The following is a 25,948-nucleotide window of genomic DNA, read 5'->3' on the forward strand; positions in this document are numbered from 1 at the left end:
GGTCACGCCTTTTCTTTTGCTTCCAAATCATCCAGAGGGATATATACTCCTCTGTTAATTGTCCAATAATCCTTATAAGCGTAACCGTCCATTGTCCCAACCAACAGCTTCGTTGACTTCTTAAATCCTACTCTTTTCATTGCTTCAATTCTTTCAACTGCATAAACAGGAACTTTTGTAATTATTTCCTCGCACTCAAACAAATCAAATGTAGGTGGTACAATAAGATTCATAATTGTAAAAATTTCTTCTGAAGTTTCATATTCACTTTTCAAATCAAGTCTAAGAACACCCACATGATTAAAGTTGTCGTTTGCACTACGATGAAACACTTCAATCGTGCCGATAGCTTCATGCTTTTCTTTGTCAATAATTGTCCACCTGACAAACCATTTGGATGAATAGGAACTAAGCCAAAACTTAATAGCTTGTCTCATTCGATCTTCATTTGGATAATAGAAATTATCTCCATGACAATTATCGCTGTTGAAAAACGGTAGTGCATTTTTATCACTATACACGCTTACAAGATCCTCGGCATCATCAAGTTGCGAAAACCTCAGTAGAAATTTATCATTTTCAAAAGCTGGACAGTTTTCATATACGTCTGACATTTTATTATACCTCCTGAAATTTTGATTTGTTCAGCTAAGATGAGTATATCATTCTGTTGTTATACCAGCGGCAATTTTTATCAGTTCGTCCATATCAATAGAGCCATATATAGAAAAGAAATCGCCATCCCGCTCATAGCAAATATAATTCAAATCATCTTTCTTGAAGTAGTAGCCAATCACACCATCCTTGTCAAACGATTCAATTTCTGTATTTTCTGCGTCGGCGTAAATCCTTGTATCTGATTTACTAAGAAGAATATTAAAATAACTCGATTCGTTGATGGCATATTCATAGGCAAGCATTTCCGGCTGTTCAACCGTATTCTTCAATTCCGCCCCGTCGGGAAGATAGGTAGGCTTATAGCTCTGCAAATCGGGCTTTGTGTTTTCCCCGTCGCTTTGCAGTTCAAAGATACTGTATTTTTCAAATGTCTCGACTATCCACGCAATCACTTTTTCCCTGATCTTTGCATTAGTTACCATAGCCGTTGAGAACAACAGGGTTATGGTAATTGCTGCGACTGCAACAGCTTTGCCGAACCGTCTGAACACAATATGCGTTCGGCTCTTTCCGGTACTACTTACAGCAGCATCCTCTTTTAGCTCCGTGCGTAAATAGTCTTTCATAGCAATTTTACAGGCGCGATTGAGAGAAGCATCCGAAATCACTTGCTCCGAGCTAAGCCCCATGCTTGTAGAAAGTAGTTCACGGTAAAAGCGGAAGCGACCCTTTGCATTTTTCATTTGGAAAAACTTTTCAGTTTCTTGGGGAGATAGCCGGAAGCAGTATCTACTAAATAATAGAACAATTCCCTGATGCGGCAAGTGCAGAATCTTTTCGCTTAATTCTCGGATCTTTGCTTTCGGTAAATCTACACAGGAGTAGGCGTCATTATCGGCGGCAGAGCGAACTTCTATATCCTTTTCAAAGCTGGCATTTGCTGCTTCATGCAGCATGGTTTGCCAATTCATATCCATATCGTCACCTTTCCTCATACAGTTTTTGGAGCTTCTTGACGAGCCGCTGCCCACGTTTTTTTGCGGCATCCTCCGAAATGTTCAGCAATTCACCAATCTCTCTATATCCCATTTCCAGCGTATAGCGAAGATAGATAAAATGCCGATCATCGGGATTAAGCTGATCTATTACCTCAGTCAGCCTATGTACATCTGCATTGTGAATACATTCATCTTCAATATCGTCCGTGTCCTCGTCCGAAATATTGTCCCAGTAATCAATGTGAACACTCTGTTGTAATTGACGTAGTACGTCAATAGAAGCATTTTTCACTATGGTAACGCAGAAAGCGGTCATTTGGGGACAGGGTAAATCAGAAATTTTTTCGATGTTGTCCATGATTTTTATAAATGCAGTGGACACGACATCCTCTGCGGCTTCCTCTGACTTCACAATATTAAACGAAATGCGCTGGAAGTGGATATGATGCTCATGGAATATCCGCTCTACCAGCGCACGTTGTTCATCATTCAAAACACTAAATAGGAGTATCATCATATAAGTTTCCTCATGGATAGCCCTGCAGCCATCCATTCTAAGTGAGCAAGTAAATTTATTCTTGCACATTATGGGTATTCGTTACAGCGTCTGCTTGTTTCAAATTATACCACAAGAATGTTGCGCAGGAAAGTGGCAACCCATTAACAAGGTATGAATCAAAAATAATCAAAAATAATTTCAAAAAAGTTTGTCCCTTTTTTTGATCTTGACCGTTATATGAGTAAAAGGACACGACAGGAGGTGAAATAAGCGATGACACAGGTTACTACTCTGCATAGGATTATGCGCGGGGCTGCTTATTTCTCCTGCCCACTATGGAGGCTGCGACTTAAAATCAGCAGGATAGGCGCATAGTTTATACATGAAATATTGCTATGCGCATATTTAGGAAAGACAAAGCAGGATGTTTTCAGATAATTAAGTGAAAGGAGACTTATAATGAAAAAGATATTAAGTGTTTTGCTTGCTTCTTTATTATTGCTTTCGACAAGTGCCACCGCTTTTGCTATGGAAACTGAGACTAATGCAGATAATTGGTTGGTCAGTGCGAATCAGCATCAAATCATTCATAACGCTAAGATTGCTGCAGAAACAGGTCAAAATGTTACTCTGACAACAAAGATTCTGTCGGATCTAAGTGATAATCATTTTGAACTTGTCGAAGTGGGTGATACAGGATATATGATTTTCGACCCACAATCAGGCAAGTATTTGGAAGAAGCATTAGATTCGCCTTCTCCATATTTGGGACTTTCAGAAAACTTATACTACTTTGGACCCCTTAACTATTATCAACTGTCGGGTGATAAATTTGTTCACACAGTAATTCATAACGAATACGATATGTCTTTTGCTGAATGCCGTTCTTTACAATCTGCATTTGATACGGCATTACAAAACTCTCGTACACAGAAAGATACAGAAGTATTAGCCCTTATGCAAACGAATCTAAATTCGAGGGCAAGTGTTAATAGACTGCAATCTCATTTTTCAGCACGTGCAACAAATAAGTATATTCCAAACTACAAATATATCAAAAATGCAATTTATCCTGCAAACGAGAATAACACCTGTGGATATACAGCAGCGTGTTTGATTTTGAATTACTGGCATAAAGTTAAGGGAAATGTCATTGACAGTTCATTCCTTGATTCTAATGGTAATTTAAAAACTACTGGAAACACTTTGCAAGACAAGTTACTCTCTTATGGAAAATCGAATTCCTCTTGGGGATTAACTATTCGAGATGTCTTAATCGACTATTGCAATGAGTATGGAGTTGCGGCAACTTCAACATACTATGTAACAAATTTCGATATTTTTGCAGAAGTTGGTCGAAACCGTCCAGTAATTGTATTCGGATATTTTCCTGATTCTCCTGGGCAAGTTCAAAGTCGTGGAAAAGTATTTCATGCAGTTACCGCTTATGGAACATCAACAAGCGGGCTTGTTACTAAACTAATTGTCCATTACGGATGGTCTGGTTACAGTCACGTCACATTAGACGGTGGTTTAGTCGGTTCAAGTACACAGTTTGTATTAAATTAAAAAAGGAAGTTAAGTATGAAGAAAGTCTTTACATTTTTTCTCGCAATGGCAATTATATTTGGAATTTCTGGTTGTGGAAAGAAAGAATATATTGTTTTTCCTTTTTCTGCATCAGATGTTGTGAAAATTGAAACGTACTATTCTAACTCAGAGGCAGACACCAAGGAAAAAACGCTAACAGAAGAAGCGGATATTGACTACCTATATACGTTTTTTTCTGAGCTGCCTGTGAAAGATGCAAATTCAGATTCTACTAACGACGGTAGTACAATAAAATTCGTGTTTGATCTTTCAGATGGGACGAATTACGAACTTGTTTACATTGGTATTGCAACAAAAAAGGGATACCTACAATCTGAAACTTCTGATTTTTATTATTTTACATCTTCTGACATCATTGGTGTTTGGGCAAACTTATCTAAGATGCGGCTTGACTTTTAACAATCCCTACGATTGGAAACAGCTTAGCACAAAAAACGCGGGGCGCAGCAGTCATCATCGGCTGCCGCGCCCGCGTCATCTTTTACTCTGCGTCTGAAAGCGTCATGGTGAACTGCGCTTCCTCAAATGCTGCGTCGGTTATGTTTTGCAGTTTATGGATCGTCTGCTCTGCCAGCGGACGCATAGCTGCGTCCATATCCGGCAGTGCGTCGGAAATCGCCGCAATCGTTCTGCGGCAGTCGTGCTTGTGGTAAATGCAGATGGTTGATTGAATACGTTCTTTTACTTCTGATGCGGAAACACCTTGTTGATGTGCAATCGCTTTAAACACCTGTTTTGTATCACGTTTTTTGATACCAAATATCTAACCACAATCTTTTTGACTAAATTATTTCCATTTGGTAATACCCCAAAAACGTGAACAGAAAAAGACGCTAATGTATATACTATTCTAATTACTAACTAGGATGGGATTGATGATGCCCATATATATTATGTGAATAGGAAAGAGTATGTTGATTGGGCAGTTAAGGTGCTTACAGTCGTTCGAAGCGTATGGAGCACGTTTTCAGGTGAAGGAGCGAGCGAATGGAGAGAATCGGTTCACAAAGAATTTATAAAAACAGGAATAACTCCTAAAGATTATTTGGATTTTGTATGTAGTATTTTGCACATAAGCAGAAAAGTAAAAATAATTCTTCTGGATGGGACAGTCCAAGAGGCAAAGATATTAGATTTTCTTGATATGAGTTATGATTTGACGGATGGGCGAATCGAGGAAAGTATTGAATCTGGTCATCCAGTCTGTTACTGTTGGTGCAGTAGAAATGTTTGGTGGCGGTGCAGCCGCATGGAGAACTATCGCATTTATTTACTGTATTATAGGTATTATTACCAATACACTTGCTGTATTTTCGGTAAAAGAGCTGTCAGATGAAGAATTAAAAGATGACAGTGTGGCAGGAGAGGAAGATGACAAACTTTCTTTTAAGCAGACAATAAAACTTCTCTTTAGTAATAAATATTTTTCAATGATTTGTGTGATCTATATTCTTCAGCAGCTTCGTGCTTCTATGGTGAATGTAGGAATCTTTTTTATGACATATGTATTGCTGAATAAGAATTTGTTCGGTGTATTTTCATGGGCGAATAATATTCCTTTGATCATTGCACTTGCCGTTACACCTGCACTGGTTTCAAAAATGAAAGGAATGTATAAGTTAAACAAGTATAGTTATATGCTTGCTACAGTATGCCGTTTGATGGTTGCAGTGGCAGGTTATCTGGGAAGTGTTCCGCTGATGCTGTTATTTACAGTTCTTACATCCCTCGGAGAAGGACCGTGGCAGGGAGACATGAGTGCAGTAATTGCACAGTGTTCAGAACATACTTATTTAAAGAGTGGAAAGCGGATTGACGGTTCCATGTTCTCCTGTACTTCATTAGGTGTAAAGCTCGGTGGAGGTATTGGTGTTGCACTTTCAGGCTGGCTGCTTGACATAAGTGGATATATTAACCTTGATAATGCGGTTCAGCCGGATAGCTGTATCAATATGATGTATTTTATGTATCTGTGGCTTCCGTTTATATTTGACATTATTATTACAGTCATTCTTTCATTCCTTAATGTAGAGAGTGCAAATATGAAATTAAAAGAAAATATGCAGAATCAGTAATGAAAATAGCCCCTGGAGTTTGACTTTAGGGGCTATATAGAAAATAAGAAAAAAAGGAGAATTATTATGAACGCTGATATGAAATGGTTAGACAATCCGGAAGTGTTCCGTGTAAACCAGTTGGACGCACACAGCGACCATTGTTACTATATGGATTATGCAGATATGGAAAAATCAGAAAATCCTTTGATGCAGTCATTAAATGGACAATGGGAGTTTGCTTTTAGCAAAAATGTAATGGACAGACCGGAAAATTTCTATGAGGAAAATTTTGATGCATCTTCATTTGATAAGATTATGGTTCCGGGGCATATCGAACTGGCAGGCTATGACAAAATACGCTATATCAATACGATGTATCCGTGGGAGGGAAAAGAATATCACAGGGGTGCGTATAGTATGGAGAGTACCGGGGACGAGGCAGGAATGTTTTCCGAGGCAGAGTATAATCCTGTCGGATCTTATATCAAACGATTTGATTTGAGTGAGCAAATGCGTGAAAAGAAAATCCGTATCTGTTTTGAAGGTGTGGAAGAAGCGATGTATCTGTGGCTGAATGGTCAGTTTGTAGGATATGCGGAGGATAGTTTTACACCGTCAGAATTTGATCTGACACCATTTATCAGAGAAAAAGGAAATGTGCTGGCAGTTCAGGTTCACAAAATGAGTACGGCAGCATTTTTGGAGGATCAGGACTTTTTCCGATTTTTTGGAATTTTTAGAAATGTAACTTTAAAAGCAGTGCCAGAGGTGCATTTGGAAGATGTATGGTTTCAGCCAACACTAAACAAGGACAATATAAGCGGCAGGGTATCGGTAAAGATGAAAGTATCTGCTCCAGAAGGAAAGAAAGTATCTGCCCATTTGGTTTTAAAAGACAGAGAGAATAATCAGGTGGCAGAGGACAATATCACCTTAGAGGAAAAAGCTGGAAGTCTTGTAGGAGTGATAGATACTGAGGTTGGAAGTGTTAAGGCATGGGATAATTACTGCCCATATCTGTATCACGCATATGTAGAGCTTAGAGGCGAAGATGGAGAAATATTAGAGATAATTCCATATGACATAGGTTTCAGAAGACTGGAAATGATTGACAAGGTAATCTATTTAAATGGTAAACGTCTTGTCATTACCGGAGTAAACCGTCATGAGTGGAGTGCAAAGACAGGAAGAAGCATCAGTATGGATGAAATGACAGCAGACATTGATTGTATGATTAGAAATAATATCAATGCAGTACGCACATGCCATTATCCGGATCAGATACCGTGGTATTACCTGTGTGATAAAGCTGGTATTTATGTAATGGCAGAAACGAATATGGAAAGTCATGGAACATTCCAGAAACTTGGTGCGATTGAACCATCGTGCAGCGTACCTTGTTCTATTCCGCAATGGCGGGAGGCTGTTGTTGACAGGGCTAGGAGTAATTTTGAAACTTTTAAAAACCATACAGCAATTCTTTTCTGGTCTTTAGGAAATGAATCTTATGCGGGTGATGACATAGAAGCAATGAATACTTACTTCAAGGAAAAGCAGGATGGCAGATTTGTTCATTATGAAAGCTCTTTCTATGACCGTAATTATGAGGAAACCATATCAGATGTAGAGAGCAGGATGTATGCAAAGCCTTATGAAGTGGAGGAATATTTAAATAATAATCCAAAGAAACCGTATCTTTTGTGTGAGTATATGCATGATATGGGTAATTCGATGGGAGGACTTGGTACTTATATGAAGTTAATAGATAAGTATGAGATGTACCACGGTGGATTTATCTGGGATTTCATTGATCAGGCACTTCTCGTGAAAGATGAAGTGACAGGAAAAGAAGTTTTGCGTTATGGCGGGGACTTTGATGATAAGCCTTCTGATTATGAGTTTTCAGGAAATGGAATTGTATTTGCAGACCGTAAGGAAAAACCAGCTATGCAGGAAGTGAGGTATTACTATGGCTTATACAGATAAGAATAAATTGAGAGTTGTATATGGAGATTATACACTTGGTGTACATGGAGATGGGTTTGACTATATATTCTCTTATTCACAGGGCGGTTTGGAGTCTATAGTAAAAAACGGTTATGAATGGCTGTATCGTTGTCCAAAGCCTACTTTTTGGAGAGCATTAACAGATAATGACAGAGGCAGCAGGTTTCACATTAAAAGTGGAAGCTGGCTCGCATCGGATATGTTCATTGACTGTAAAAAAACTGAAGTTATTATGGATGGTGAATTGCAAAAGCAGTATGCTCCGGACAATAACAGCTATGGCGGTGATGTGGCTGCCGGGGAAATAATTGTGAAATATACTTATGAGACTGTCAGCAATCCAGTAACAACAGTCATTGTATCTTATACCATTGATGTAACTGGAAATATCAAGGTGGATGTGGATTACACAGGAGTAAAGGGACTGCCGGAACTTCCGGTATTCGGAATGAGGTTTATTATGCCGACACTTGCAGATAAATATATGTACAAGGGATTATCGGGGGAAACCTATCCGGACAGAAAGGCAGGGGCAGAAAAAGGAATTTATGAGGTATCAGATTTGAGCCTGACACCATATCTGGTTCCACAGGAATGTGGTATGAGAATGGATACAGAGTGGCTGGAGATTACAAGACATACAAGTCTTGATAATAGCAGAACGGATAGTTCACCACAGACATTAAGAATAGAAGAAAACGACAAGGCATTTGCTTTTTCGTGCCTGCCTTATACAGCATCAGAGATTGAAAACGCAACACACCATGAGGAACTGCCACCAGCAAGAAGAACAGTCCTTTGTGTCTATGGTGCAGTAAGAGGAGTCGGTGGAATTGATAGCTGGGGAAGTGATGTGGAAGATGATTATCGGATTAGTGCAGAAAAAGACATTCACTATTCCTTCATTATCCGCTAAGTTTGTTTGAGGAGTTGCTTGCAAGTGTTATTGGTATATGAGAACAGAACTGATGGAATAGTGGTAGAGTGGAAGAAAACAGTGCATTTTCCACCACATTTACATGAAGCAATAGAGGTAGTGTATGTAACGGATGGGGATATTGAACTTGGAGTTGGACAAGAATTGTATCACATGGATGAGGGTGATTTTGCAATCGTGTTTCCAAACGTAATACATCATTATCAAGTATTTGGGAAAAAAGAAAACAAGGTAATATACCTGTATCTTGATCCGACACTGTTTCCTTCCTATTATAAAGAGTTGCAGATATACAGCCCGAAGAACCCGGTTGTAAAAAAAGAGCAAGTGCATCCTGATGTAGTAAATGCCATAAAATATCTGGCAGGAATAACAGAGGGGAATCCCATGCTGATACAGGCTTATGTACAGATGATTCTTGCCCATGTTTTCGCAGAAATGCCAATGGTTGATAAAAGCACAGTAGGGAGTGATGACCTGATTTATAATGCGGTAGAATATGTAGCTAAAAATTTTAGAGAGAAAATCAGTCTTGAAAAAATGGCATACGATTTGTGTGTAAGCAAATATGTGTTATCAAGAATGTTTGCAAAAACATTTCACTGTAATTTTAGTAAATATGTGAATGGAGTCCGGTTAAATTATGCAGTTGCGGCACTGGAAAACACAATGGATTCCATTACAAATATATGTCTTGATTGTGGGTTTGAAAGTCAAAGAACTTTTAACCGTGTTTTTAAGGATAGATACAAGATTACACCAAGAGAGTACAGAAAAAGGATGGAACACAATAATAGAAACGGCAGCTTGGGGGTACGCAGATGATTAAATATCTTACAATGACGATTGAAAAACAAAAAAACATAGCTTTGATTGCTCATGATGGGAAAAAACAGGATATGTTGAAATGGTGTATGGACAATAAAGAAATTTTACAGCAACATAATCTGTCAGGAACCGGAACGACTGCGAGAATGATAGCAGATCATGTAGGATTAAAGATAAAAGGATATAACAGTGGTCCATTAGGTGGAGATCAGCAGATAGGGGCAAAAATTGTAGAGGGAAATATCGACATGGTTATTTTCTTCTCCGATCCACTGGCAGCACAGCCACATGATCCAGATGTTAAGGCACTTCTTAGAATTGCACAGGTGTATGATATACCGATTGCAAATAATATTGCGACAGCGGATTTTATGATTCATTCCACACTTATGAATGAACAGTATTCACATCAGATTGAAAATTTTAAAAATACAGTGGATGTCAGAGTAAAAGAAATGCAGTGATGGATATGATAAATAGCCAAAAGCTGTCCGCTAATAGAATTTACAACAGAATATAAAGCAGATAAAGACGAATGGCATCAGGTGTGCCATTCGTTTTTTTAATAAAAGCACAAATTAACCTACTCACGAGCATAAAATGATGTGCATTGGGTTGTTTTCTGGACTATGAGAATCAAAGTCCCATTGATATGATTAACATGGAAAAGAGGTGCAAAATCTTGGACACAGGAAGAAAAGATGCCAATATACAGATAGGAAAGAGACTAAGAGAGGCAAGACTGAATATGAACCTTGAAAAGTCAGAAATTGCGGATGTATTGGGTGTTACAGTAGAACATTATCGAAAACTTGAAGCAGGTGTAACTGGAATATCTGTAGATAAAGTATTGACACTCTATCATAAATATGGAATTGATCCTACATATCTTATAACAGGCGAGAGCAGCAACATAAAAGATTTTAATTTGGATTACTATGTTGCGAACAGCACAAAAGAGCAGAGAAATGATTTTTTTGACCGTGTGCTGGCGTATTTATCTAAGTTGATTAGATAAATTGAAGTGCTTCCTGCTTCCAAGCTCGAAAAGGAGGAAGTGTTATGCTTAATATTGCGGTCTGTGATGACAGCAGAACAGATGTAGAAATGCTGGAAAGTGCTTTTGATAAGTTAGCACAGTACCAGTTTTCTTATGAAGTGTATTTTACAGCGAAGGAGTTGCTGAAGCATGTTATAGATTATGGAGAAATGTATCATCTGTATATATTTGACATTGAAATGCCGGAGATGAATGGTTTGCAGCTTGCAAAAGAAATCCGGAAAATAGATGCCAAAGCATTGTTTGTATTCCTGACTGGATATACTCAGTATGTTATGGATGTTTTTGAGGTTATTACCTTTGACTATATTTCTAAACCGATTACAGTGGAAAAGCTGGAGTCCGTTCTTTTAAAAGCCATGCAGTATCTTCATATGATAAAGCGTGACTTTGTCTTTCAGTTCCGAAAAAATCAGTTTCGTATTAGCTGCGATGATATTGTGTATTTTGAGAAGAAAGGTCGTCAGGCAGTGATACATACGATTTCAGAAAATTTCAAGGCAAATATGACAACTGAAGAAATATGGAAACAGCTTGATGATAAGGTCTTTGCCCATATTCATGTATCATATATCATCAATCTTGGGCATATCAGGGCGATTGATGGAGATGAAGTAGTGATGGACAATGAAGAAAGACTTCTGATTGCCCGCTCCCATAAGCAGAATTTAAAAGAAAAACATATGGAGTTTGTAAGGAGGATGGTTTAAGGATGGAATATGTGATACGCTTTGCCATCAGCCTGTTTGATCTGGCAGTGTTTATGTATTATTTTCATTCCAATAAGAAAATGAAACCAGTATCAAAGGTATGGATATGGGCTGGATTTACCATTGCTGCAATTATATGGACATTTGTCAGTAGCATAAAAAATCCGTATCTGAATCTTGCGACTCTTTTGATTGTGCTTATACTGTTATCATTTTATTATGAATCAGGAATGTGGACGAGAATTATAAATATTGTGACATTCATGGGTATTGGAATGCTGTTTGAACCTGTAGCCTTGCTGTTACTCCATGCTATGAATTTTCATATGGGAGAAAGTTATAAATATTATTTTGTAATGGTAATATGCAGCTTTGTTCGTGGAAATGTGATGTATATTCTGTCAAAATTGATTTCAAAGAAAGGGATGCAGATTGCTGATTTTCCGAAAGAAATTTTGGGTGTGCTTGTTATGGTATTTGCCTTTACGGTGTTGAACTGCTGCTTTGTTATTCTTTTGTCATTGGAAGCTGGCAGTGAAAAAAGCCTGCTTATGTGTGCCAGTATTGTAATTTCCATTGTCCTGACAGATTATTTTATGCTGTATATGATGGAACGTTTTAATTATCTTGTGCAAAAACAGTATGAGGATGCAATGTACAGGGAAGAAATGCACTATAAAGACATCTATTATGAAGAAGCAGAAAAACAGAATAAGGAAGTGCAGAAGTTAAAGCACGATATGAAACATAAATTGCATGAACTGTATCATCTGTTGGAAAATAGTGATGGGCATGAACTTTCAGAGAAAATCGGTGCGATGTGCATAGAATTTGAGCAGATAGATGAAAAGCAGTATTCTGATAATCCAATCGTAGATTCTGTGCTCCGCATTAAATTTGGCAGGGCAAAGGCAAGGGGGATAAAAGTAGAAACATCTATTCGTATTCCAAAGAAGATGCAGCTTGATCATGGGGATATAGGTGTATTGTATGGAAATCTTGTGGATAATGCGGTAGAAGCCTGTAGCAAGGTGCCGGAGGAACAGCGTTTTGTAAAGATTGAAAATAAGTACCAGTCGGGGATTTTGCTTCTTGTAATAACAAACAGCAAAACAGGAAAGAAAAATAAAAGCCTGAAAACAACCAAGAAAGATAATATCCGACATGGGCATGGTGTTCAGAGTGTCCGCAAAGTGGTAGAAAAATACAATGGAACGGTAAGTTTTACAGATAAAGGGGATATATTTGAGGTTTCAGCAATGCTCTATGGAATTGAAGTGAAGGAATAAATGCAAAGCGTTACACTTAAATGTCAATCTGTTACACTTTGCCGCATTTTCCTGTAAAGTATGATATAGTGCATTCATCAAATGCAAAGGAGGACATACATATATGTCAAAATTAAGAAGATTGATGAACCGACTCAGTCATGGAGCATTAACCAGCGTGGCAGCACTTGCCCTTACGGTAACTGCAACCAATATGAACCGTTGCTGCTGGTTTATTTTCGGACAGGACAAGTTACCGGATAATGCGAAAAAACTTAGAAAATTTTAAGGTGGTAACAGGGTATGATTGCTAAATTTGCAAAGAAGATAAATGAAATATTGATACAAAAGGAGATTGTGCAAAAAGAGGATGCAGAACTGTACCAATATGGGATAGAAAATGGCATTGTTGTTGCAGGAAACCTTTTGGCTTCTGGAATATTTGGCATTGTGACGGGGAGACCGGGACTTGTTCTGGTCTTCCTGTTATTTTATGCCTCGTTGAGAAGCTATAGTGGGGGCAGCCACTGTAAGAGTAGAATCGGCTGTTTTTTGATATCAATGGCAATTTTATTTATTCCGGTTTATACATATGAGCCTGTAATGAAAAATGTTCCTAATGCCGTGATTTTATTGATCGGAGTTCTTGCAGTGGTAATTATTATTGTCCTTGCCCCAGTGGAAAGTATCAATAAACCTCTTGATGAGGAAGAAAGAAAGTATTATGCAAGGGTAACACATTGCATAACAGCATTGCAGGTATGTGTTCTTATCATTTTATTTTGTTTGGATCTACAAGATTATTTTTATGCTGGGTATGTGAGTATAGTCCTGATAGCAGTATTTATGGTTATGGGAAAGATTGCAGTGAAACGATATGTGCAATAGCAAAATGTATTAAAAATAGGTATTGATATATAATTTTGTAGACGAACATGGAATATTACAAATATAGAGTAATGGTTAAAATTTTGGATGAAAATGCCGAAATATAATAAAAAATAGGAAAATATACAAAAAATAATCCAACCAAATGAAAGAAGTATGTCAAATTTGTGTGTGGAAGGGGATGAGCATATGTTCAGAATTGCTATATGTGATGATGAAAGACAATTTAGAAAACGCATTCATGATATTTTAATAGAATATATGAATGAAAATGATATATTATACGAAATTGATGAATTTGAATCAGGAAAGGATTTTATAAGTTTAGGTATCAATCTAGCAAAGTATGATATTGTTTTTCTGGATGTAAATATGGATGAACTGGATGGAATGGAAACTGCGCAGAAAATAAGAAAAGTCAGCAATGATGTTTTTATAGTTTTTGTTACAGCATTTATTACATGTGCCCCTCAAGGATACAGCGTAGGAGCTATAAGATATATTCTGAAAAATAATGTAAATTTTCCGGAACTAATATTTGAGTGTATGGATGCAATCAGCTTGAATATGAATTATGTAGCCCAAAAGAAGAAATTTAACTTTAATGAGGGTACAAAGATTGTAGCATTAGAGCGTTTGTTATACATAGAGAGCAGATTGCATAAACTTGAGTTTTACATTATGGAGGACAAGTTAAAAAAATATTCAATATATGGCAAACTAGATGAGCTGGAAAAAGAGTTGCAAGGTAATGATTTTATCCGGATACATCAAAGTTATCTGGTTAATATGAAGCATATTGAGAAAGTCAGCCGGTATGAGGCGTTATTGAACAATGGTATTAAGTTGGAAATTCCAAAAGCACGATATAAATTTGTTGAAGAAACATTTGTTTCGTATAAAGGAGAATTGTAGATGCTGATTAGTTACATTCAAAGTATTATGATGATAATATTGGAGGTAATATGCTGCAAAATATTTTTTGAAAGTTTTGCTGAAAAGAGATCAAAAAATAATTATAGAAATTATAGTATTATTTTAGGAATTGTGGTATGTGAATATGTAATAGCTTCATTATTTTATGATAAGTTTATCTTGAAACAAATATTGGCTATAGTTGCTGTTGCGGTGTTTATGTGCTTTTATTTTAAAATTCATTTCGGAAAAGCAATAATCTTATCATTATTATTTCAGGCATTGCTGCTTTCTGTAGACTATTTTACACTATGGTTAAATGTTTCTCTTTTTGATAGTATAGCAGAAATTAGCAGGTTGCATTTTGTAGGTGGAAGTTTAATAACGGTTTTGGGAAAAATAATTCTTTTCCTAGTTGTTTTGCTTATCAGGAAGAAAGTAGGAGGGGAGTCCTCGGATGTTTTAAGAAGTACAGATTGGCTTCGATTTATTTTTTTCCCAGTTTTTACAATCTTCACAGTTATTGCATTGATCATGACATCTGGAAACATTGAGAATCAAAAGCAGGAAAATGTATTCTTGGTTATAGCATTGTGTTTAGCAGGGATGAATATAGTTGTGTTCTATATGATAAATGATATATTAAAACGTGAAATTAAGATTCGTGAAAATGAAGTGTTTCAACTGAAAGCACGAAATCAGACAGACATGTACCGTTCTATTTCAGAAAATTTTGTTAAACAACGGAAAAAAACACATGAATATAAGAACCAGATTATGTGCATTGAGTCTTTGATAGAGATGGAAAATTATGATGAACTAAAGGATTATGTGAAAAGTATAAGCGGAAATTTGAGTACAGAGTTAGATTATATTAAAACAAATAATGTGATTATTGATGCTATATTAAATAGCAAATATAAGGAAACATTGGATAAAGGCATTGTATTTATCTTTCAAATCAATGATCTATCAGGAATTAAAATGTGTGATGAGGATATTGTTGTTATATTATCGAATCTTTTGAATAATGCAATAGAGGCTTGTGAAAAGTGCTCAGGCAAAAAATTTATGAAAATGAAACTGGTTAAAGAGAAAGACAACATTATTATATCTGTAAAGAATACATATGATGGTAAACTTAATATTAAAGATGGAGAAATACAGACCTCAAAGAAATATGAAATGGATGAGCATGGGGTTGGAATAAAAAATATAATTGAGGTTATAACAAAATATCAAGGCTCTTATGCTATACGAAATGATAATAATGAGTTCTACTTCTCAGTTATATTGCCAAACTAAGATGAACCTTAAAAAAGTGATTTGCTGCAAGCAAATCACTTTTTTTTGTCATTTTCTGCAAAAAAAGGTCACTTTCTGCAATGGATATTGTTTTGTAAACAGATAAAGTTATACTTAATTTGGCAGGAGGCATAACTATGATTGAAAAAATAGCTGATGATTTAATTGGTCAGATGACTGAAGCAAGGTTAATTGACAAAGAGATGGAAGCAAGATATGTTTATGTTTTTATCTGTTGGATAGAGAAATTTATTACTGTTGGCAGTATTATCGTAATCAGTTTGATGTTTCACAAGCTGCTCCCAACTATATTTTTTCTTGTGTTTTTTTTAGAATTAAGAAAGAGAACTGGCGGATATCATCTGGACAAGTTTTATAGATGTTATTTAGCATCCATTGTTTCTTATTTAGTTATCGTGATTATAAGTGAAAAATTGTCAGAACATCCACAATGGTTATTTGCAATAGTACTACTTGCTATAACAGGGATAGGATTGATTGGTACAGCGAATCATCCTAATATGCACATGACATCAGATGAATTGATGGAATCGAAAAAATCTGCGAGGACTATTGTTTTACTTGAGGGGTGCATAATACTTGGCTGTGTTCTGTTAGATGCAGATATGGTTTACGTTAGTTATATGGCAATAGCTGTTATATTATGTGCAGCTTTGCTGTGTATAGCAAAAATTTTTAAACAGGAGGTGAAAGAATGAAGAAGGTTAATAAGAAAGTGTTGAAGGTTGTAGAACATGTCATGAGAAATGAAGCTGTATATGGAATAGATAGATTCCCACCTGCATGCATGGGAATATTTCATCAGCCGAAACGTCCGATTATCCAGAAGAAAAGTGAAAGATAGTTAACTGGCGTGTTTTACTATTATATCTGTAGCCATAGATGCTATAGGAACTTAATTGTTTATTCCAAGATGACAAGTATAAAAAGGAGGTACTGATATGTTAAAAAATAATTAAGAAAGTTATTGCATTTGCATTAGCATTGACTATGTTAATGGGTATGGGAACAATGGTGTCAGCAGCAGAAAAGGAGAGTAGTATTCCTGAATATTCTGAAACCAATGATGGTGGAATGACGGTGAATATTGCAGGAGATCAGGAAGGAACAATAGTTGAAGGCAGTGGTAATGAGGAAGGGATTAATCCGCTATGGTGGCCTGGAGATGGACCGGCTCCGCAGGTGACAAGCATTTCACTTTATAAATATGGCTGGCTTACAAATGGAAATTTTGGCGTTACGATCAAGGTATATGGATATGGCAGCGATACTACAACATTTGATGGAAGAAGTATTTCGTGGATACATCAGGAGCCATTTATTATATCTGGTACAGGCGCAGATGGCTTCTATTATACATATGATTGTGGTCCGATTACGCAAGCGGGAAGTTATAGATTTAATACAACTTTCAGGTCAACAAACTTCCCTAATACTACACGTTCCTTTTCAACGGTATTCACGTTTAGTGCAAACTAATATATGTTAATTCATATAAATAACATATTATAATGCGAATGGAGGTGGTTAAATGCGTATTGGTTCGGGAGTGCAGAGTGTATCTGAATTATTTGGAAAGCGACAAAACAATAGCAAAACATCTGTTAACGGAAATGAGGCATTTCCTCAGACATCAATGAAAGTGTATTTAAAGACGGATGATATGTTGTTTTCAGGCGGAAATGGAACCGGTCTTTCGTTTTATATTAAGTATGCAGAAGAGTCAACAGATGATAATCCTGTAGTGATAGCCAAAGGGATTGATGAAAATGGAAAAGAATTTGAAGAAAAGATTAATATTAACGATATTGATTTGAGAAATGCTTCTTATGTCGAAATGAGTGCTTTGGAGGCATATTATGATGTTGATAGGGGTAATAGTCTCAGCTCTTTTCCACAAGAAACTGGTCACATGGGATTAAATGAAAGATGTGACCTTATATCCAGCTTTGAAAAGGTTATTCAGGATATGAACAAATTAGGAAAGTATGATTTGCAGATGTTTTATATGCGAAATATGAATACTTATCTAAATCTGGAAAGACAGAAAAAAGCATAAAGTTGTTTATAGATTCCTGTTGGAATGAAAATTTATACGATGTTAATTTGAAAGGAGATTTTAAAATGAAGAAAGTAAAAAGTTTAAAGGCGTTGGTGTTGAGTTTGATGTTATGTTTGGCAATGGGAACAACTGCGTTTGCAAGTGAAGTATCCACTCAGGGACAGGCTGCCCCTAATGCAAATAAGGCAGTAGAAGTAAGCGATTGTGGCGATTTGGACGTAGTACCTGCTTATGATGACGCCGTTGCTCTTGCAGATACGATTCAGTATGATGCAAATAGAACCATTACAAGAAGCAATTCCAGAAGCGGTGTATTCAACGGAAATTATTATTACACCATTAATAACTCAAGCGTTACAAAGTTGTGCTTAAATGTTTATATGCCTAATGAAAGTGGAACAGATTATCTTCAGGGAACAATTACTCTTGTAGGAAATGACGGAACAAGTGCACCGGTACAAATTGCTAACTATTCAGGAGATTCATGGACACTGACATTTACAGGTGTTAAGGTAGGCGTTAGATACCATTTCCATTATGAGTTGTATTCTGTTGGGTCTTCGCAGGTAGGCTATATTGCTTCTGCTGCTTATGCACAATAATAGCTGCTTGAATATGGGATATTAAGCAAGCGCAACAGAATATTTTCATTGTATGTTGCATTTTATAGCAATCTGGCATAAAGTGCAACATACTATAATAAGAAAATTAGATTATATTGCTGCTGGAGGGATTATAAATATGGTAAATATGGTAAATACCGCTGTAAATAACAATATTTACGCAGGAAGAAAATCAGGTTCAAAATATAACCAATCAAAGGCTTTTCAACAAAAGGAAGTGTTAGAGACACCGGATGTTGCAGCAGTTAACAAATATGCAAATGTTCAAGAAATTTATGAGGCACTAAAGTGTAACGTGTCATGTAGAGGATATGAACAGGGGCAGGATGAAATTGCTGAGAAAGAAATTCAAAATGATGAACCAGAAATAAGCAATGATTCCAGTGAAAAAATGACAGTATGGTATCAGGGTGTTCCTTTGGAAGAGTGGGCATTAACTGATCCTAAATACACGGATTCAGAAACGGGAATTTCATGGTATATTAGAGATGGAAAATATCCGTATATGGTAGGTGAGGATGCAGAAAAGTTCCGAAAACTTTGTGAAGAATCCGGGGAGTTTGCGCTAAAGAAATTTGCGGAAATGACGGGATTAATACAGAAATTAGATGACAATACAGTAGCGTATGTGGGTGATAACGGAATTGCAGTTAAATCTAAAGATGGGAAAGAGATGTTTGTGGACACATCAGGCTTATCATATGATATTGTTATGGATATGTTCAGAAATTTGCCTAGAAATGGGAATTTTTTCAGCAATAAGTATTGGTCAGACAATATACAGAAAGCACAGGCTCGGAGCTGATGATACGTTATATTGCAAGAGTGTGTATGCTTGGACTCCGATAGGAGAAAGCAGATTGGTTCTGATTGACAGAAGAATCATATGATTTCATCATTAATTTGGCAGGCAATAATATTCAAATTATTGCCTGCTAAATTTTTACCAAAATTCTTCTAATACCGTTTTTAGACTAGGAAATATTGTTGAAAGCGTACTCTCAATATATTCTTTAGAGCAGAACTGTAGCTTTGAAATAGTATCAATGCTGTGTTTTTTACTTGATTTCTGAGTAATTTTTGTTCTGTTGGTCATTTTCTGCAAAAACAGGTCACTTTCTGCATAGGATATTTTCTTTTGCTTTGATTCCTGCTATTCTTAGAATATACAACAGATTGCTCTATATGGCACATTGAATACTGAGGAAAGGAGAAGTAAATATAATTATGAATATGCTTATAGAATGATCTGCATATAACGACAAAATGATATTAAAATAGGGGGTGATTTTGATGAAAGATTTTCATTTGAAGATTTTAGCTATAATAATGATAATTTTTGGCATATTTGGTTTAAGTACGCTTCCGTTTCTTTCCATTATTGTCCAATATATTGACTCAATAACTGGATTTAGTTCAGGAAATGGATATCTTACCAATAACATGGATTATCTTTTTAAAAGTCCTCTTATTTATATTGGTGGCTTTTTTGTTTTTAGTATCATTTTGGCAATTATTTATCTGGTTTATAGTTTTTTTAAAGCAAAGCGGGGGTGACTTCTAATGAAAAAAATAATTAGTATGGTTTTAAGTTTTATATTGATTTTGGGGGTGCTCGACAACAGCGTTTGCTGCGGAGACTCATAACTATGACACTGAAAATTTGCCTCATGATGGAGCTGATTATTTTGAAACGGAAATTAAAGCTGATGAGGAAAATGAAGAACGCATTTCTGATTTTGTTACCGTATATGGTTATCAATATACCAAAGGTAGTTTAAAAAGTGGTGCATGGAGAAATGGCACGAGTGGTGGTAGTTCTACATCTAGCGCAAAATTATCATTGAATTACACTCAAGATACTTCTTATAATATTTCCTTTAAAGCTTCAGTTTCCGGTGGATATACAAATGGTGGAACTATAGGAAGTGAGTTGGGTGTTACACTAGGTGCATCAAAATCATATTCTTTAGGTAGCGGATACTCCGTAACTGTTCCAAAAGGATCTCATTATTTAATCAAATATCGTCCTATGTATTATACATATAAGGTCGTTGAGACAAAATATAAAGAAAGATATAATGAAGCATTAGGCGGCATGGAGAGATATGTGGTTGAAACAAAAACCTGCTATGTAGACGTATTTTCGCACTGGGATTTTACACATGTAGCTAAGTAAAGGTGTATGTTACACTAAATAAAAGCAGGGAACTATCTATATCCATGCTTCAAACTGGAGATAAAGCTCGTGGATCTGCCACGGGCTTTTCTCATGTTGTTATATACATTTTGCTGAAATTTTAAATTTCAGTGTAAAAGTAGATTGGTGTTTAGAAGGAATATGCAAAGTATTACACGAAAATGTCAAAGGATTACAGTTTCCTAAAACCCATAATAATTTCTGATATAATGCGATAAGTCAGAAAGGATGATGGGGCTATGGGGAAAAGAGAGCACATATACGAAATTATTGCAGAGAATATCAGAAAAGAACGCAGAAGGCTTGGAATTACACAGGCAGAGCTTGCAGAACGGGCAGATGTATCATTGGATACTATCAAAAGTGTTGAAAATGGCAGAAGGGCAATGAGTCTTGATACATATTTGAATATTGTTCATGCATTGGAGTCATCGCCTATGGTTTTGATGAGCCAGCAGCACCCAGAAAAACACATTGAGCGTTTTGCATTTATGATGAATCGATGTGACGAAAGAGAAATAGAATTTGCATTACATATGATTGAACAAATATTAAGAGGACAGGAAGATTATCTGAGTGAATAGACGGGTAGTTATCCTGTCCTTTGTCTATGACTCTTTTGCAAATTTTTCAGCGAGATGGTATATGATTTCTTCAATGGTGGGAGTATCATTTTCACATGGAAAGTCTGTCCAGAAGCGTTGCATTTTTGGATCAGGGCTTTTTAAAGCAATGGAAACTGCCCGCCCAATTTCCTGTTGGACTTCTTCTTTTGTGATTCCTTCTTTTTCGGCAATGATTTCCAAATATTTATCAACAGAGTATGTGTTTTTATCATTCATAGTGTTGTTGTGAATCCTTTCTGAGAAGGGTATTTGCGGTCAAATTGTCAGGTGCTTGAATTGTCCCGGTTGAATACCATAAAAGTAAAACAGATAATCCGTTCTATATTACATAATAACCTTGAGAGCTGTTTTCTATGCAGATTATGGCTATTTTCTATTCTATCATATACATACAGTATGGTGCATACACGCACCATATCATTATAGGACACTCTTGCGTAGAATACAAGGAGGAGGTCTTTGTAATGATAGTATATGACAGGTTATGGATCACACTCAAGAAGAAAAATATTAGCCAGTATGCACTAATTAAAGATTATGGAATAGATAAAGCACAGTTACAGCGATTGCGAAAGAATATGGTCGTAAAAACGGTAATCCTTAACAGATTATGTTCCATACTTGATTGTAAGATAGAGGACATCATGGAGTTTGTGCCGGATGAGGATATTAAGTAAAGAGATATTTCCAAAATGTAATGAGAGTTTGGAAATATCTCTTTTTTAATCCGCAAATATTTATATTCTTGGTATTAAGGTGTACAATATTCCACCTGAAATAGCTGGTTTAGTCACTCTTACAAAAGATTCGCTTACGGTACAATGAATACAGCTTAAGCAAATATATAAGGTGCCGGAAAAGAGTGGAAGGTGTACTACGATATTGTTAATAGTGGAGAAAGAATAAAAGAGTTGCGTGCGGCAAGAAGAATGACAAGACAGCAGCTTGCCGAGCAGATTGGATTGTCAGTGGATGCTCTGCGGAAAATTGAAGCTGGTGTAAATGGAGCAAAAATAGATACGCTGATTAGTATTGCTGAATTGTTTCATATAACGTTGGATTATCTTGTGTGTGGGTGTGAAAGAAAGGCAGAAGTCGATGATCTGCTGGTTGGTCTGAAGGAGAAGGAAGTACAGTTTATCCGGAATATGGTATTAAATGCCGTTGACAATATGAAACTTCTGACAGAATAAAAAAGTCGGATTGCATTTTTGATAATGCAGTCCGGCTTTTTTTATAAGGATTTGGAACAGGTGGGAGTGTTACTCTTAGTTCAAAAGAGTGTCGGTTACTGTAGAAGATGCGTGGTGTCAGTTATACTTTGTTCAGGTTCTGAGAAAAGAACCGTTGAATATTGAAAACAGAATAGGACACGCATATCCCACGAGCTTATATCGCCTTGTCTATGACAGGGTGGCAGAATCCCATTTCGTGCGATGACTATCCTCAGAACTGTAGCCGATTATGAGAAACGTAACAGCAGGAGCCTTTAAGGATAAGAGCAGAGGGTTGTGCCTACCGGGTTAGCAGCCGGAGGTAATGAGATAATAAGTGCACCTGAATTTCAGCAAAACGCATTTTCAGAGAGTGGCTACTTTCGTAAGTCCAGATGGGCAGGAAACTACGAAGTGATTGTGGCTGGCAAAGGATATGTTACCCGATATGGGGATGGTTAAGAAACCGGGAAGATAGTATTTTATCTTCCCACACAAACTGATTTGCAGTAACCAGCAGACAACAACGGGGCTTATAAGTGCAGAGAGCATTGGCAGGTCAGTTTATGTGAGGTGACAAACTATAAAGAGTCAAGAGGTTTTTGAAAAAAGTTAGATTTGCAAAAAAGGGTAACTTTAATAAATCATCTGAATATACCGTATTTCAGATGAATAGACAAATAGATGTGAGAATAGCTTTTTAGCGAAGCTTCTGAGTATTAAAGTCTATATCCTTCTTCTCCAATGCATAGATGACTCTGATTAGTTTCTTTGCTACATGAGTAATAGCTACCCTGTGTTTTTTGCCTTCTGCACGTTTCTTTGCGTAGTAAGATGCAAAGGTTATATCGGACCGAATTAAAGGAAGGCAGGCATTAAGAAGAACGTAACGGAGTTGTGATGAACCATGTTTCACCATTCTGCCACCATGAGATTCTGTTCCAGAATCGTTAATGCCGGGTTCAATTCCGGCAAATGCAAGCATTTGACCGGGATTTGAAAAATTGGATATGTCACCATACTCAGCATAAATAGAGGCTGCTGAAATAGGACCGATACCAGGAATAGACATATAGTGAGGATGTACTTCATCAATAAGTCTGGTAATCTCAGTTTCGAGGGTTTTAATTTCTTTGCAGAGAGAGCTGTACAGTGTCAGCAAACTGTTTAATTCGATATCAAAGATAGAATTATTGACACCGACTGTGCTGGCAGCCAACTCTTTCAAGCGAAGGAACTGTTGTATAGAGAACTTGCCTCTTGAGACACAACGGAGTTTGTCATAAGAGGCGGAATTCATGTGAGCCATTTTTTCGGCAGAACCGTAATTTTCAAGGAGATAGATGGCCGTTTTGGAAAGCCGTTCATTGAAAAAGGGTTTAAACTCGGGAAAAGTATGATCTAAAACATTAGTGATCTTCACAAGATAAAAAGAACGCTGTCGAATGAGACGATCACGTAAACGGGTTAGTGACTTTAAGGAATAGGCGTGGTAAAATCCTTTTGAATGGGGTTTGTATTCAACTGTCATTAACCACCGGGCTATTGATTCACAGTCAACAGAATCGGTTTTGGTTCGCCTTAAAGTTGTAGACTTCTTATATTCCTTGATGAGAAATGGATTAATTTCCATAAAGCTGTGGTGAGCGTTTTCGAGGAAAAGTTCGAGATTGAGGGCGTAATGAGCAGTTGATTCAAACCCTATTTTTATATCTTTGGGACTGGAGAGAGAATGAAGGGTAGTAAGCAGATGTTCAAAACCATGCTTGTCGTTAGTAATGGTAAATTTAGAAATAATCTGCTGGTCGGCTGCAGAAATGATGCAGCAATCATGCTTGTACTTGGAAATATCAATTCCAACAAAGTACATGGACATAGAGATATACCTCCTGAAATAAAATTTAGCACTGTTGTCTTCCACAGAGAATTCGACTGTGTAATCACGTAAATAGAAACGTCAAGCGTTAACAAACTAATTACCAGTAATAGACGAAAAGCTGTGGTCTGAGTCACCTCCGAACAGTCAAAGCTGTAATAAAGTAGATACAGATCCACAGTGCTTTAAGTATTATAATGGAGTATTCAATAAAACCCAAGAGATTGGGAGAAAGGAGAATAATCCATTACCCTCAAAAAAGGATAATTGGATTATACGAGATAAAGTGTGCACAGGATATCAAATCAAAATAAAAACAGGAATGGAGATTTTAAAATGAATAAAGCAGTTATATATTTTGGAGCAACAGGAAATGAGGCAGCAGATCAGATGGTAATGCAGGTTCTTGAGGAGTATTGCACTGTGAATGGATATGAGGTGGTTGCAGTCATTTCAGAGAATGCAAGACCGGAGGGAATGACATTTCCTATGAAGTTTGCCTTTGTCGGTATGGCAGAAGTAGAAGATGTTGATGTGGTTGTTACTTTTATGAGTGATATGGTGGGCGATTGTGAAGAAACAATTATGGATAACATTATTATGCTCGGAGAGCACGGCATTACGGTTGAGACAGCAAACGATGATATGGCTGGATATTATCAGAAGATGGAGCAGGCAGGGAAAAAGGAAGATAACGGTATTGTTTCACTTGCTGATTTTATGGCAGTATTTTTCAGACGTCTCAGAGCCGACAGATAGGAGGTTTTATGAGTAAGTGTTGTGTTATCTGTGTAGGCAGGAATGCCGACAGAGCCGCAGACAGGATAGAAGCATATGCTAAGAAAGCGGATTTTGAGATTGTAGAAACAATCTTTAAAGATACGAAGTCTGTGGAAAGACTTAAATTTTATATCGAAAGAGATTTTATTATCAGTATTCTGGTAAGCAGTATCTATGATATTTCATCGGACAAAGATGTGGTAAAGGGTATTATGGAGCTTGCAGCGGAGCACGGTATCAGTATCAATGACGAGAGCAGGGGCTATGAACCTGCTCTCATCTCGTTTGAGGAGGATAATGCCGGATAAAAAGGAATTAAGCATAGTGACATTTTCATCAGAAACCGTGGTGTTTGATGGGAAAGGAGACAGAGTTGTTGCCTGCCCTACGCAACAGGAAGCTGTCGAATATATCCGTGGGCAGGAAATACCAGTTGACAGACAAGGAAGTGAATATTATGAGTGAAATAAGACGGGGCGATATCTGGATGGTTGATTTTGGAGTACCGGAAGATGAGAATGACCACAAGCTGCACGGTATCAGACCAGTAGTGATTGTGAGCAATGACAGTGCAAACAGACATAGCACAGTATTCCATGCAGTACCGCTTACAAGTAAGATTCATAAAAAGACATATCTGCCAACACATATTTTTATCAGTTCGTTTAAGGCTGTTGGATTAAGAACGAACAGTATCGCTCAGTGTGAGCAGTTATGTGATGTGAAAGATACGGACCTGATAGAAAAAATCGGGAAAGTAAGCAAAAACCAGTTAAGACAGATAACAAAAGGTATGCAGATCCAGTTGGGTATGAGTACAAAACATAATAATCCAATCGCATAAA

General features: G+C 36.9%; 34 protein-coding genes and 2 pseudogenes. 30 read left to right on the forward strand and 6 right to left on the reverse strand.

The window, feature by feature from the left end:
* Nucleotides 1–2 precede the first annotated feature (2 nt).
* Genes H8S17_RS13000 through H8S17_RS13010 form a run of 3 tightly spaced genes read right to left on the reverse strand, consistent with a single transcriptional unit; the run spans nt 3 to nt 2,133 of the window.
* Entirely contained in the window at nt 3–614 is a 612-nt protein-coding gene (locus tag H8S17_RS13000) for a GNAT family N-acetyltransferase (RefSeq protein ID WP_005602880.1), read from the reverse strand.
* A gap of 48 nt (nt 615–662) precedes the next feature.
* The gene (locus tag H8S17_RS13005; protein WP_015561001.1) at nt 663–1,595 is read right to left on the reverse strand and encodes a DUF4367 domain-containing protein; all 933 of its coding nucleotides are present in this window, start codon (nt 1,593–1,595) and stop codon (nt 663–665) included.
* 4 nt (nt 1,596–1,599) lie between these two features.
* A complete protein-coding gene (locus H8S17_RS13010) occupies nt 1,600–2,133 on the reverse strand; it encodes an RNA polymerase sigma factor (RefSeq protein ID WP_015561002.1) in 534 nt (177 codons plus the stop codon).
* Nucleotides 2,134–2,574: 441 nt separating this feature from the next.
* Between H8S17_RS13010 and H8S17_RS13015 the strand changes: the two genes are divergently transcribed.
* Entirely contained in the window at nt 2,575–3,684 is a 1,110-nt protein-coding gene (locus H8S17_RS13015; RefSeq protein WP_005602877.1) for a hypothetical protein, read from the forward strand.
* Nucleotides 3,685–3,699: 15 nt separating this feature from the next.
* Nucleotides 3,700–4,125: an LptM family lipoprotein gene (locus H8S17_RS13020; RefSeq protein WP_005602876.1), complete on the forward strand. Its 426-nt coding sequence runs from the start codon at nt 3,700–3,702 to the stop codon at nt 4,123–4,125.
* Between the two features lie 82 nt (nt 4,126–4,207).
* On the opposite strand, the gene H8S17_RS13025 is transcribed toward H8S17_RS13020, so the two are convergent.
* Nucleotides 4,208–4,456, reverse strand: coding sequence for a transposon-transfer assisting family protein (locus H8S17_RS13025; protein ID WP_005602875.1), 249 nt, complete (start codon nt 4,454–4,456; stop codon nt 4,208–4,210).
* A 363-nt stretch (nt 4,457–4,819) separates the two neighbouring features.
* Between H8S17_RS13025 and H8S17_RS17140 the strand changes: the two are divergent.
* The 22 genes and pseudogenes from H8S17_RS17140 to H8S17_RS13130 form a co-directional block, all read left to right on the forward strand.
* Nucleotides 4,820–4,894, forward strand: a pseudogene (locus H8S17_RS17140) (MmcQ/YjbR family DNA-binding protein); the annotation flags it as partial.
* Between the two features lie 19 nt (nt 4,895–4,913).
* A pseudogene (locus H8S17_RS13030) lies at nt 4,914–5,801 on the forward strand (MFS transporter); the annotation flags it as partial.
* A 66-nt stretch (nt 5,802–5,867) separates the two neighbouring features.
* The gene (locus H8S17_RS13035; RefSeq protein WP_006859544.1) at nt 5,868–7,769 is read left to right on the forward strand and encodes a glycoside hydrolase family 2 TIM barrel-domain containing protein; all 1,902 of its coding nucleotides are present in this window, start codon (nt 5,868–5,870) and stop codon (nt 7,767–7,769) included.
* On the forward strand, nt 7,753–8,706 hold the full coding sequence (locus tag H8S17_RS13040; RefSeq protein WP_005602861.1) for a beta-galactosidase small subunit: 954 nt from the start codon (nt 7,753–7,755) through the stop codon (nt 8,704–8,706). Before H8S17_RS13035 ends, H8S17_RS13040 begins: the two co-directional genes overlap by 17 nt.
* Before the next feature lie 24 nt (nt 8,707–8,730).
* Nucleotides 8,731–9,552 (forward strand): AraC family transcriptional regulator, encoded by an 822-nt coding sequence (locus H8S17_RS13045; protein ID WP_006859543.1) that lies wholly within the window; start codon nt 8,731–8,733, stop codon nt 9,550–9,552.
* Nucleotides 9,549–10,019 (forward strand): methylglyoxal synthase, encoded by a 471-nt coding sequence (locus H8S17_RS13050; protein WP_005602859.1) that lies wholly within the window; start codon nt 9,549–9,551, stop codon nt 10,017–10,019. The genes H8S17_RS13045 and H8S17_RS13050 overlap by 4 nt, the downstream gene beginning before the upstream one ends.
* 218 nt (nt 10,020–10,237) lie before the next feature.
* On the forward strand, nt 10,238–10,573 hold the full coding sequence (locus H8S17_RS13055; protein ID WP_242655659.1) for a helix-turn-helix domain-containing protein: 336 nt from the start codon (nt 10,238–10,240) through the stop codon (nt 10,571–10,573).
* A 44-nt stretch (nt 10,574–10,617) separates the two neighbouring features.
* The gene (locus tag H8S17_RS13060; RefSeq protein ID WP_005602856.1) at nt 10,618–11,325 is read left to right on the forward strand and encodes a LytR/AlgR family response regulator transcription factor; all 708 of its coding nucleotides are present in this window, start codon (nt 10,618–10,620) and stop codon (nt 11,323–11,325) included.
* 2 nt (nt 11,326–11,327) lie between these two features.
* Complete coding sequence (locus H8S17_RS13065) at nt 11,328–12,614, forward strand: GHKL domain-containing protein (RefSeq protein WP_005602855.1); 1,287 nt, start codon at nt 11,328–11,330, stop codon at nt 12,612–12,614.
* A 103-nt stretch (nt 12,615–12,717) separates the two neighbouring features.
* Entirely contained in the window at nt 12,718–12,882 is a 165-nt protein-coding gene (locus tag H8S17_RS13070; protein WP_005602854.1) for a cyclic lactone autoinducer peptide, read from the forward strand.
* 14 nt (nt 12,883–12,896) lie between these two features.
* A complete protein-coding gene (locus H8S17_RS13075) occupies nt 12,897–13,481 on the forward strand; it encodes an accessory gene regulator B family protein (RefSeq protein ID WP_005602852.1) in 585 nt (194 codons plus the stop codon).
* Nucleotides 13,482–13,670: 189 nt separating this feature from the next.
* Complete coding sequence (locus H8S17_RS13080; RefSeq protein ID WP_015561011.1) at nt 13,671–14,396, forward strand: LytR/AlgR family response regulator transcription factor; 726 nt, start codon at nt 13,671–13,673, stop codon at nt 14,394–14,396.
* Nucleotides 14,397–15,701: a sensor histidine kinase gene (locus H8S17_RS13085; protein WP_005602847.1), complete on the forward strand. Its 1,305-nt coding sequence runs from the start codon at nt 14,397–14,399 to the stop codon at nt 15,699–15,701. It begins immediately after the preceding gene.
* 137 nt (nt 15,702–15,838) lie between these two features.
* A complete protein-coding gene (locus tag H8S17_RS13090) occupies nt 15,839–16,420 on the forward strand; it encodes an accessory gene regulator B family protein (protein ID WP_005602844.1) in 582 nt (193 codons plus the stop codon).
* Nucleotides 16,417–16,566 carry an AgrD family cyclic lactone autoinducer peptide gene (locus H8S17_RS13095; protein WP_005602841.1) on the forward strand — a complete coding sequence of 50 codons (150 nt, stop codon included), beginning with the start codon at nt 16,417–16,419 and terminating at the stop codon, nt 16,564–16,566. Before H8S17_RS13090 ends, H8S17_RS13095 begins: the two co-directional genes overlap by 4 nt.
* 146 nt (nt 16,567–16,712) lie before the next feature.
* A complete protein-coding gene (locus H8S17_RS13100) occupies nt 16,713–17,201 on the forward strand; it encodes a hypothetical protein (protein WP_006859337.1) in 489 nt (162 codons plus the stop codon).
* Nucleotides 17,202–17,253: 52 nt separating this feature from the next.
* Nucleotides 17,254–17,781 (forward strand): hypothetical protein, encoded by a 528-nt coding sequence (locus H8S17_RS13105; protein ID WP_005602838.1) that lies wholly within the window; start codon nt 17,254–17,256, stop codon nt 17,779–17,781.
* A 65-nt stretch (nt 17,782–17,846) separates the two neighbouring features.
* Nucleotides 17,847–18,386 carry a hypothetical protein gene (locus tag H8S17_RS13110; protein ID WP_015521442.1) on the forward strand — a complete coding sequence of 180 codons (540 nt, stop codon included), beginning with the start codon at nt 17,847–17,849 and terminating at the stop codon, nt 18,384–18,386.
* A 52-nt stretch (nt 18,387–18,438) separates the two neighbouring features.
* Nucleotides 18,439–19,212 (forward strand): hypothetical protein, encoded by a 774-nt coding sequence (locus H8S17_RS13115; RefSeq protein ID WP_005602834.1) that lies wholly within the window; start codon nt 18,439–18,441, stop codon nt 19,210–19,212.
* A gap of 488 nt (nt 19,213–19,700) precedes the next feature.
* On the forward strand, nt 19,701–19,964 hold the full coding sequence (locus tag H8S17_RS13120; RefSeq protein ID WP_005602830.1) for a hypothetical protein: 264 nt from the start codon (nt 19,701–19,703) through the stop codon (nt 19,962–19,964).
* 106 nt (nt 19,965–20,070) lie between these two features.
* Nucleotides 20,071–20,586 (forward strand): hypothetical protein, encoded by a 516-nt coding sequence (locus H8S17_RS13125; protein ID WP_243238085.1) that lies wholly within the window; start codon nt 20,071–20,073, stop codon nt 20,584–20,586.
* Between the two features lie 260 nt (nt 20,587–20,846).
* Entirely contained in the window at nt 20,847–21,191 is a 345-nt protein-coding gene (locus tag H8S17_RS13130) for a helix-turn-helix domain-containing protein (RefSeq protein WP_005602826.1), read from the forward strand.
* A gap of 24 nt (nt 21,192–21,215) precedes the next feature.
* Here H8S17_RS13130 and H8S17_RS13135 read toward each other — a convergent pair whose 3' ends face one another.
* The gene (locus tag H8S17_RS13135; RefSeq protein WP_005602824.1) at nt 21,216–21,449 is read right to left on the reverse strand and encodes a hypothetical protein; all 234 of its coding nucleotides are present in this window, start codon (nt 21,447–21,449) and stop codon (nt 21,216–21,218) included.
* Between the two features lie 248 nt (nt 21,450–21,697).
* Between H8S17_RS13135 and H8S17_RS13140 the strand changes: the two genes are divergently transcribed.
* Both H8S17_RS13140 and H8S17_RS13145 read left to right on the forward strand, forming a co-directional pair.
* Nucleotides 21,698–21,910, forward strand: a complete 213-nt coding sequence (locus H8S17_RS13140; RefSeq protein WP_014081251.1) for a helix-turn-helix domain-containing protein — start codon at nt 21,698–21,700, stop codon at nt 21,908–21,910.
* 192 nt (nt 21,911–22,102) lie between these two features.
* Nucleotides 22,103–22,426: a helix-turn-helix domain-containing protein gene (locus H8S17_RS13145; RefSeq protein WP_005602820.1), complete on the forward strand. Its 324-nt coding sequence runs from the start codon at nt 22,103–22,105 to the stop codon at nt 22,424–22,426.
* Nucleotides 22,427–23,147: 721 nt separating this feature from the next.
* Here H8S17_RS13145 and H8S17_RS13150 read toward each other — a convergent pair.
* Entirely contained in the window at nt 23,148–24,323 is a 1,176-nt protein-coding gene (locus H8S17_RS13150; protein ID WP_186867610.1) for an IS110 family RNA-guided transposase, read from the reverse strand.
* Nucleotides 24,324–24,659: 336 nt separating this feature from the next.
* Between H8S17_RS13150 and H8S17_RS13155 the strand changes: the two genes are divergently transcribed.
* From H8S17_RS13155 to H8S17_RS13170, 4 genes are read left to right on the forward strand one after another with little or no spacing between them, the layout of a single operon-like run.
* Nucleotides 24,660–25,082 (forward strand): hypothetical protein, encoded by a 423-nt coding sequence (locus tag H8S17_RS13155; RefSeq protein WP_186867611.1) that lies wholly within the window; start codon nt 24,660–24,662, stop codon nt 25,080–25,082.
* 8 nt (nt 25,083–25,090) lie between these two features.
* The gene (locus H8S17_RS13160) at nt 25,091–25,411 is read left to right on the forward strand and encodes a polysaccharide deacetylase (protein ID WP_186867612.1); all 321 of its coding nucleotides are present in this window, start codon (nt 25,091–25,093) and stop codon (nt 25,409–25,411) included.
* Nucleotides 25,401–25,568 (forward strand): hypothetical protein, encoded by a 168-nt coding sequence (locus tag H8S17_RS13165; protein WP_186867613.1) that lies wholly within the window; start codon nt 25,401–25,403, stop codon nt 25,566–25,568. The genes H8S17_RS13160 and H8S17_RS13165 overlap by 11 nt, the downstream gene beginning before the upstream one ends.
* Nucleotides 25,561–25,947 carry a type II toxin-antitoxin system PemK/MazF family toxin gene (locus H8S17_RS13170; RefSeq protein WP_005602806.1) on the forward strand — a complete coding sequence of 129 codons (387 nt, stop codon included), beginning with the start codon at nt 25,561–25,563 and terminating at the stop codon, nt 25,945–25,947. Before H8S17_RS13165 ends, H8S17_RS13170 begins: the two co-directional genes overlap by 8 nt.
* The last annotated feature ends 1 nt before the right edge of the window (nt 25,948 follow it).

Source organism: Roseburia zhanii (genome assembly GCF_014287635.1).
GTDB lineage: Bacteria > Bacillota > Clostridia > Lachnospirales > Lachnospiraceae > Roseburia_B > Roseburia_B zhanii.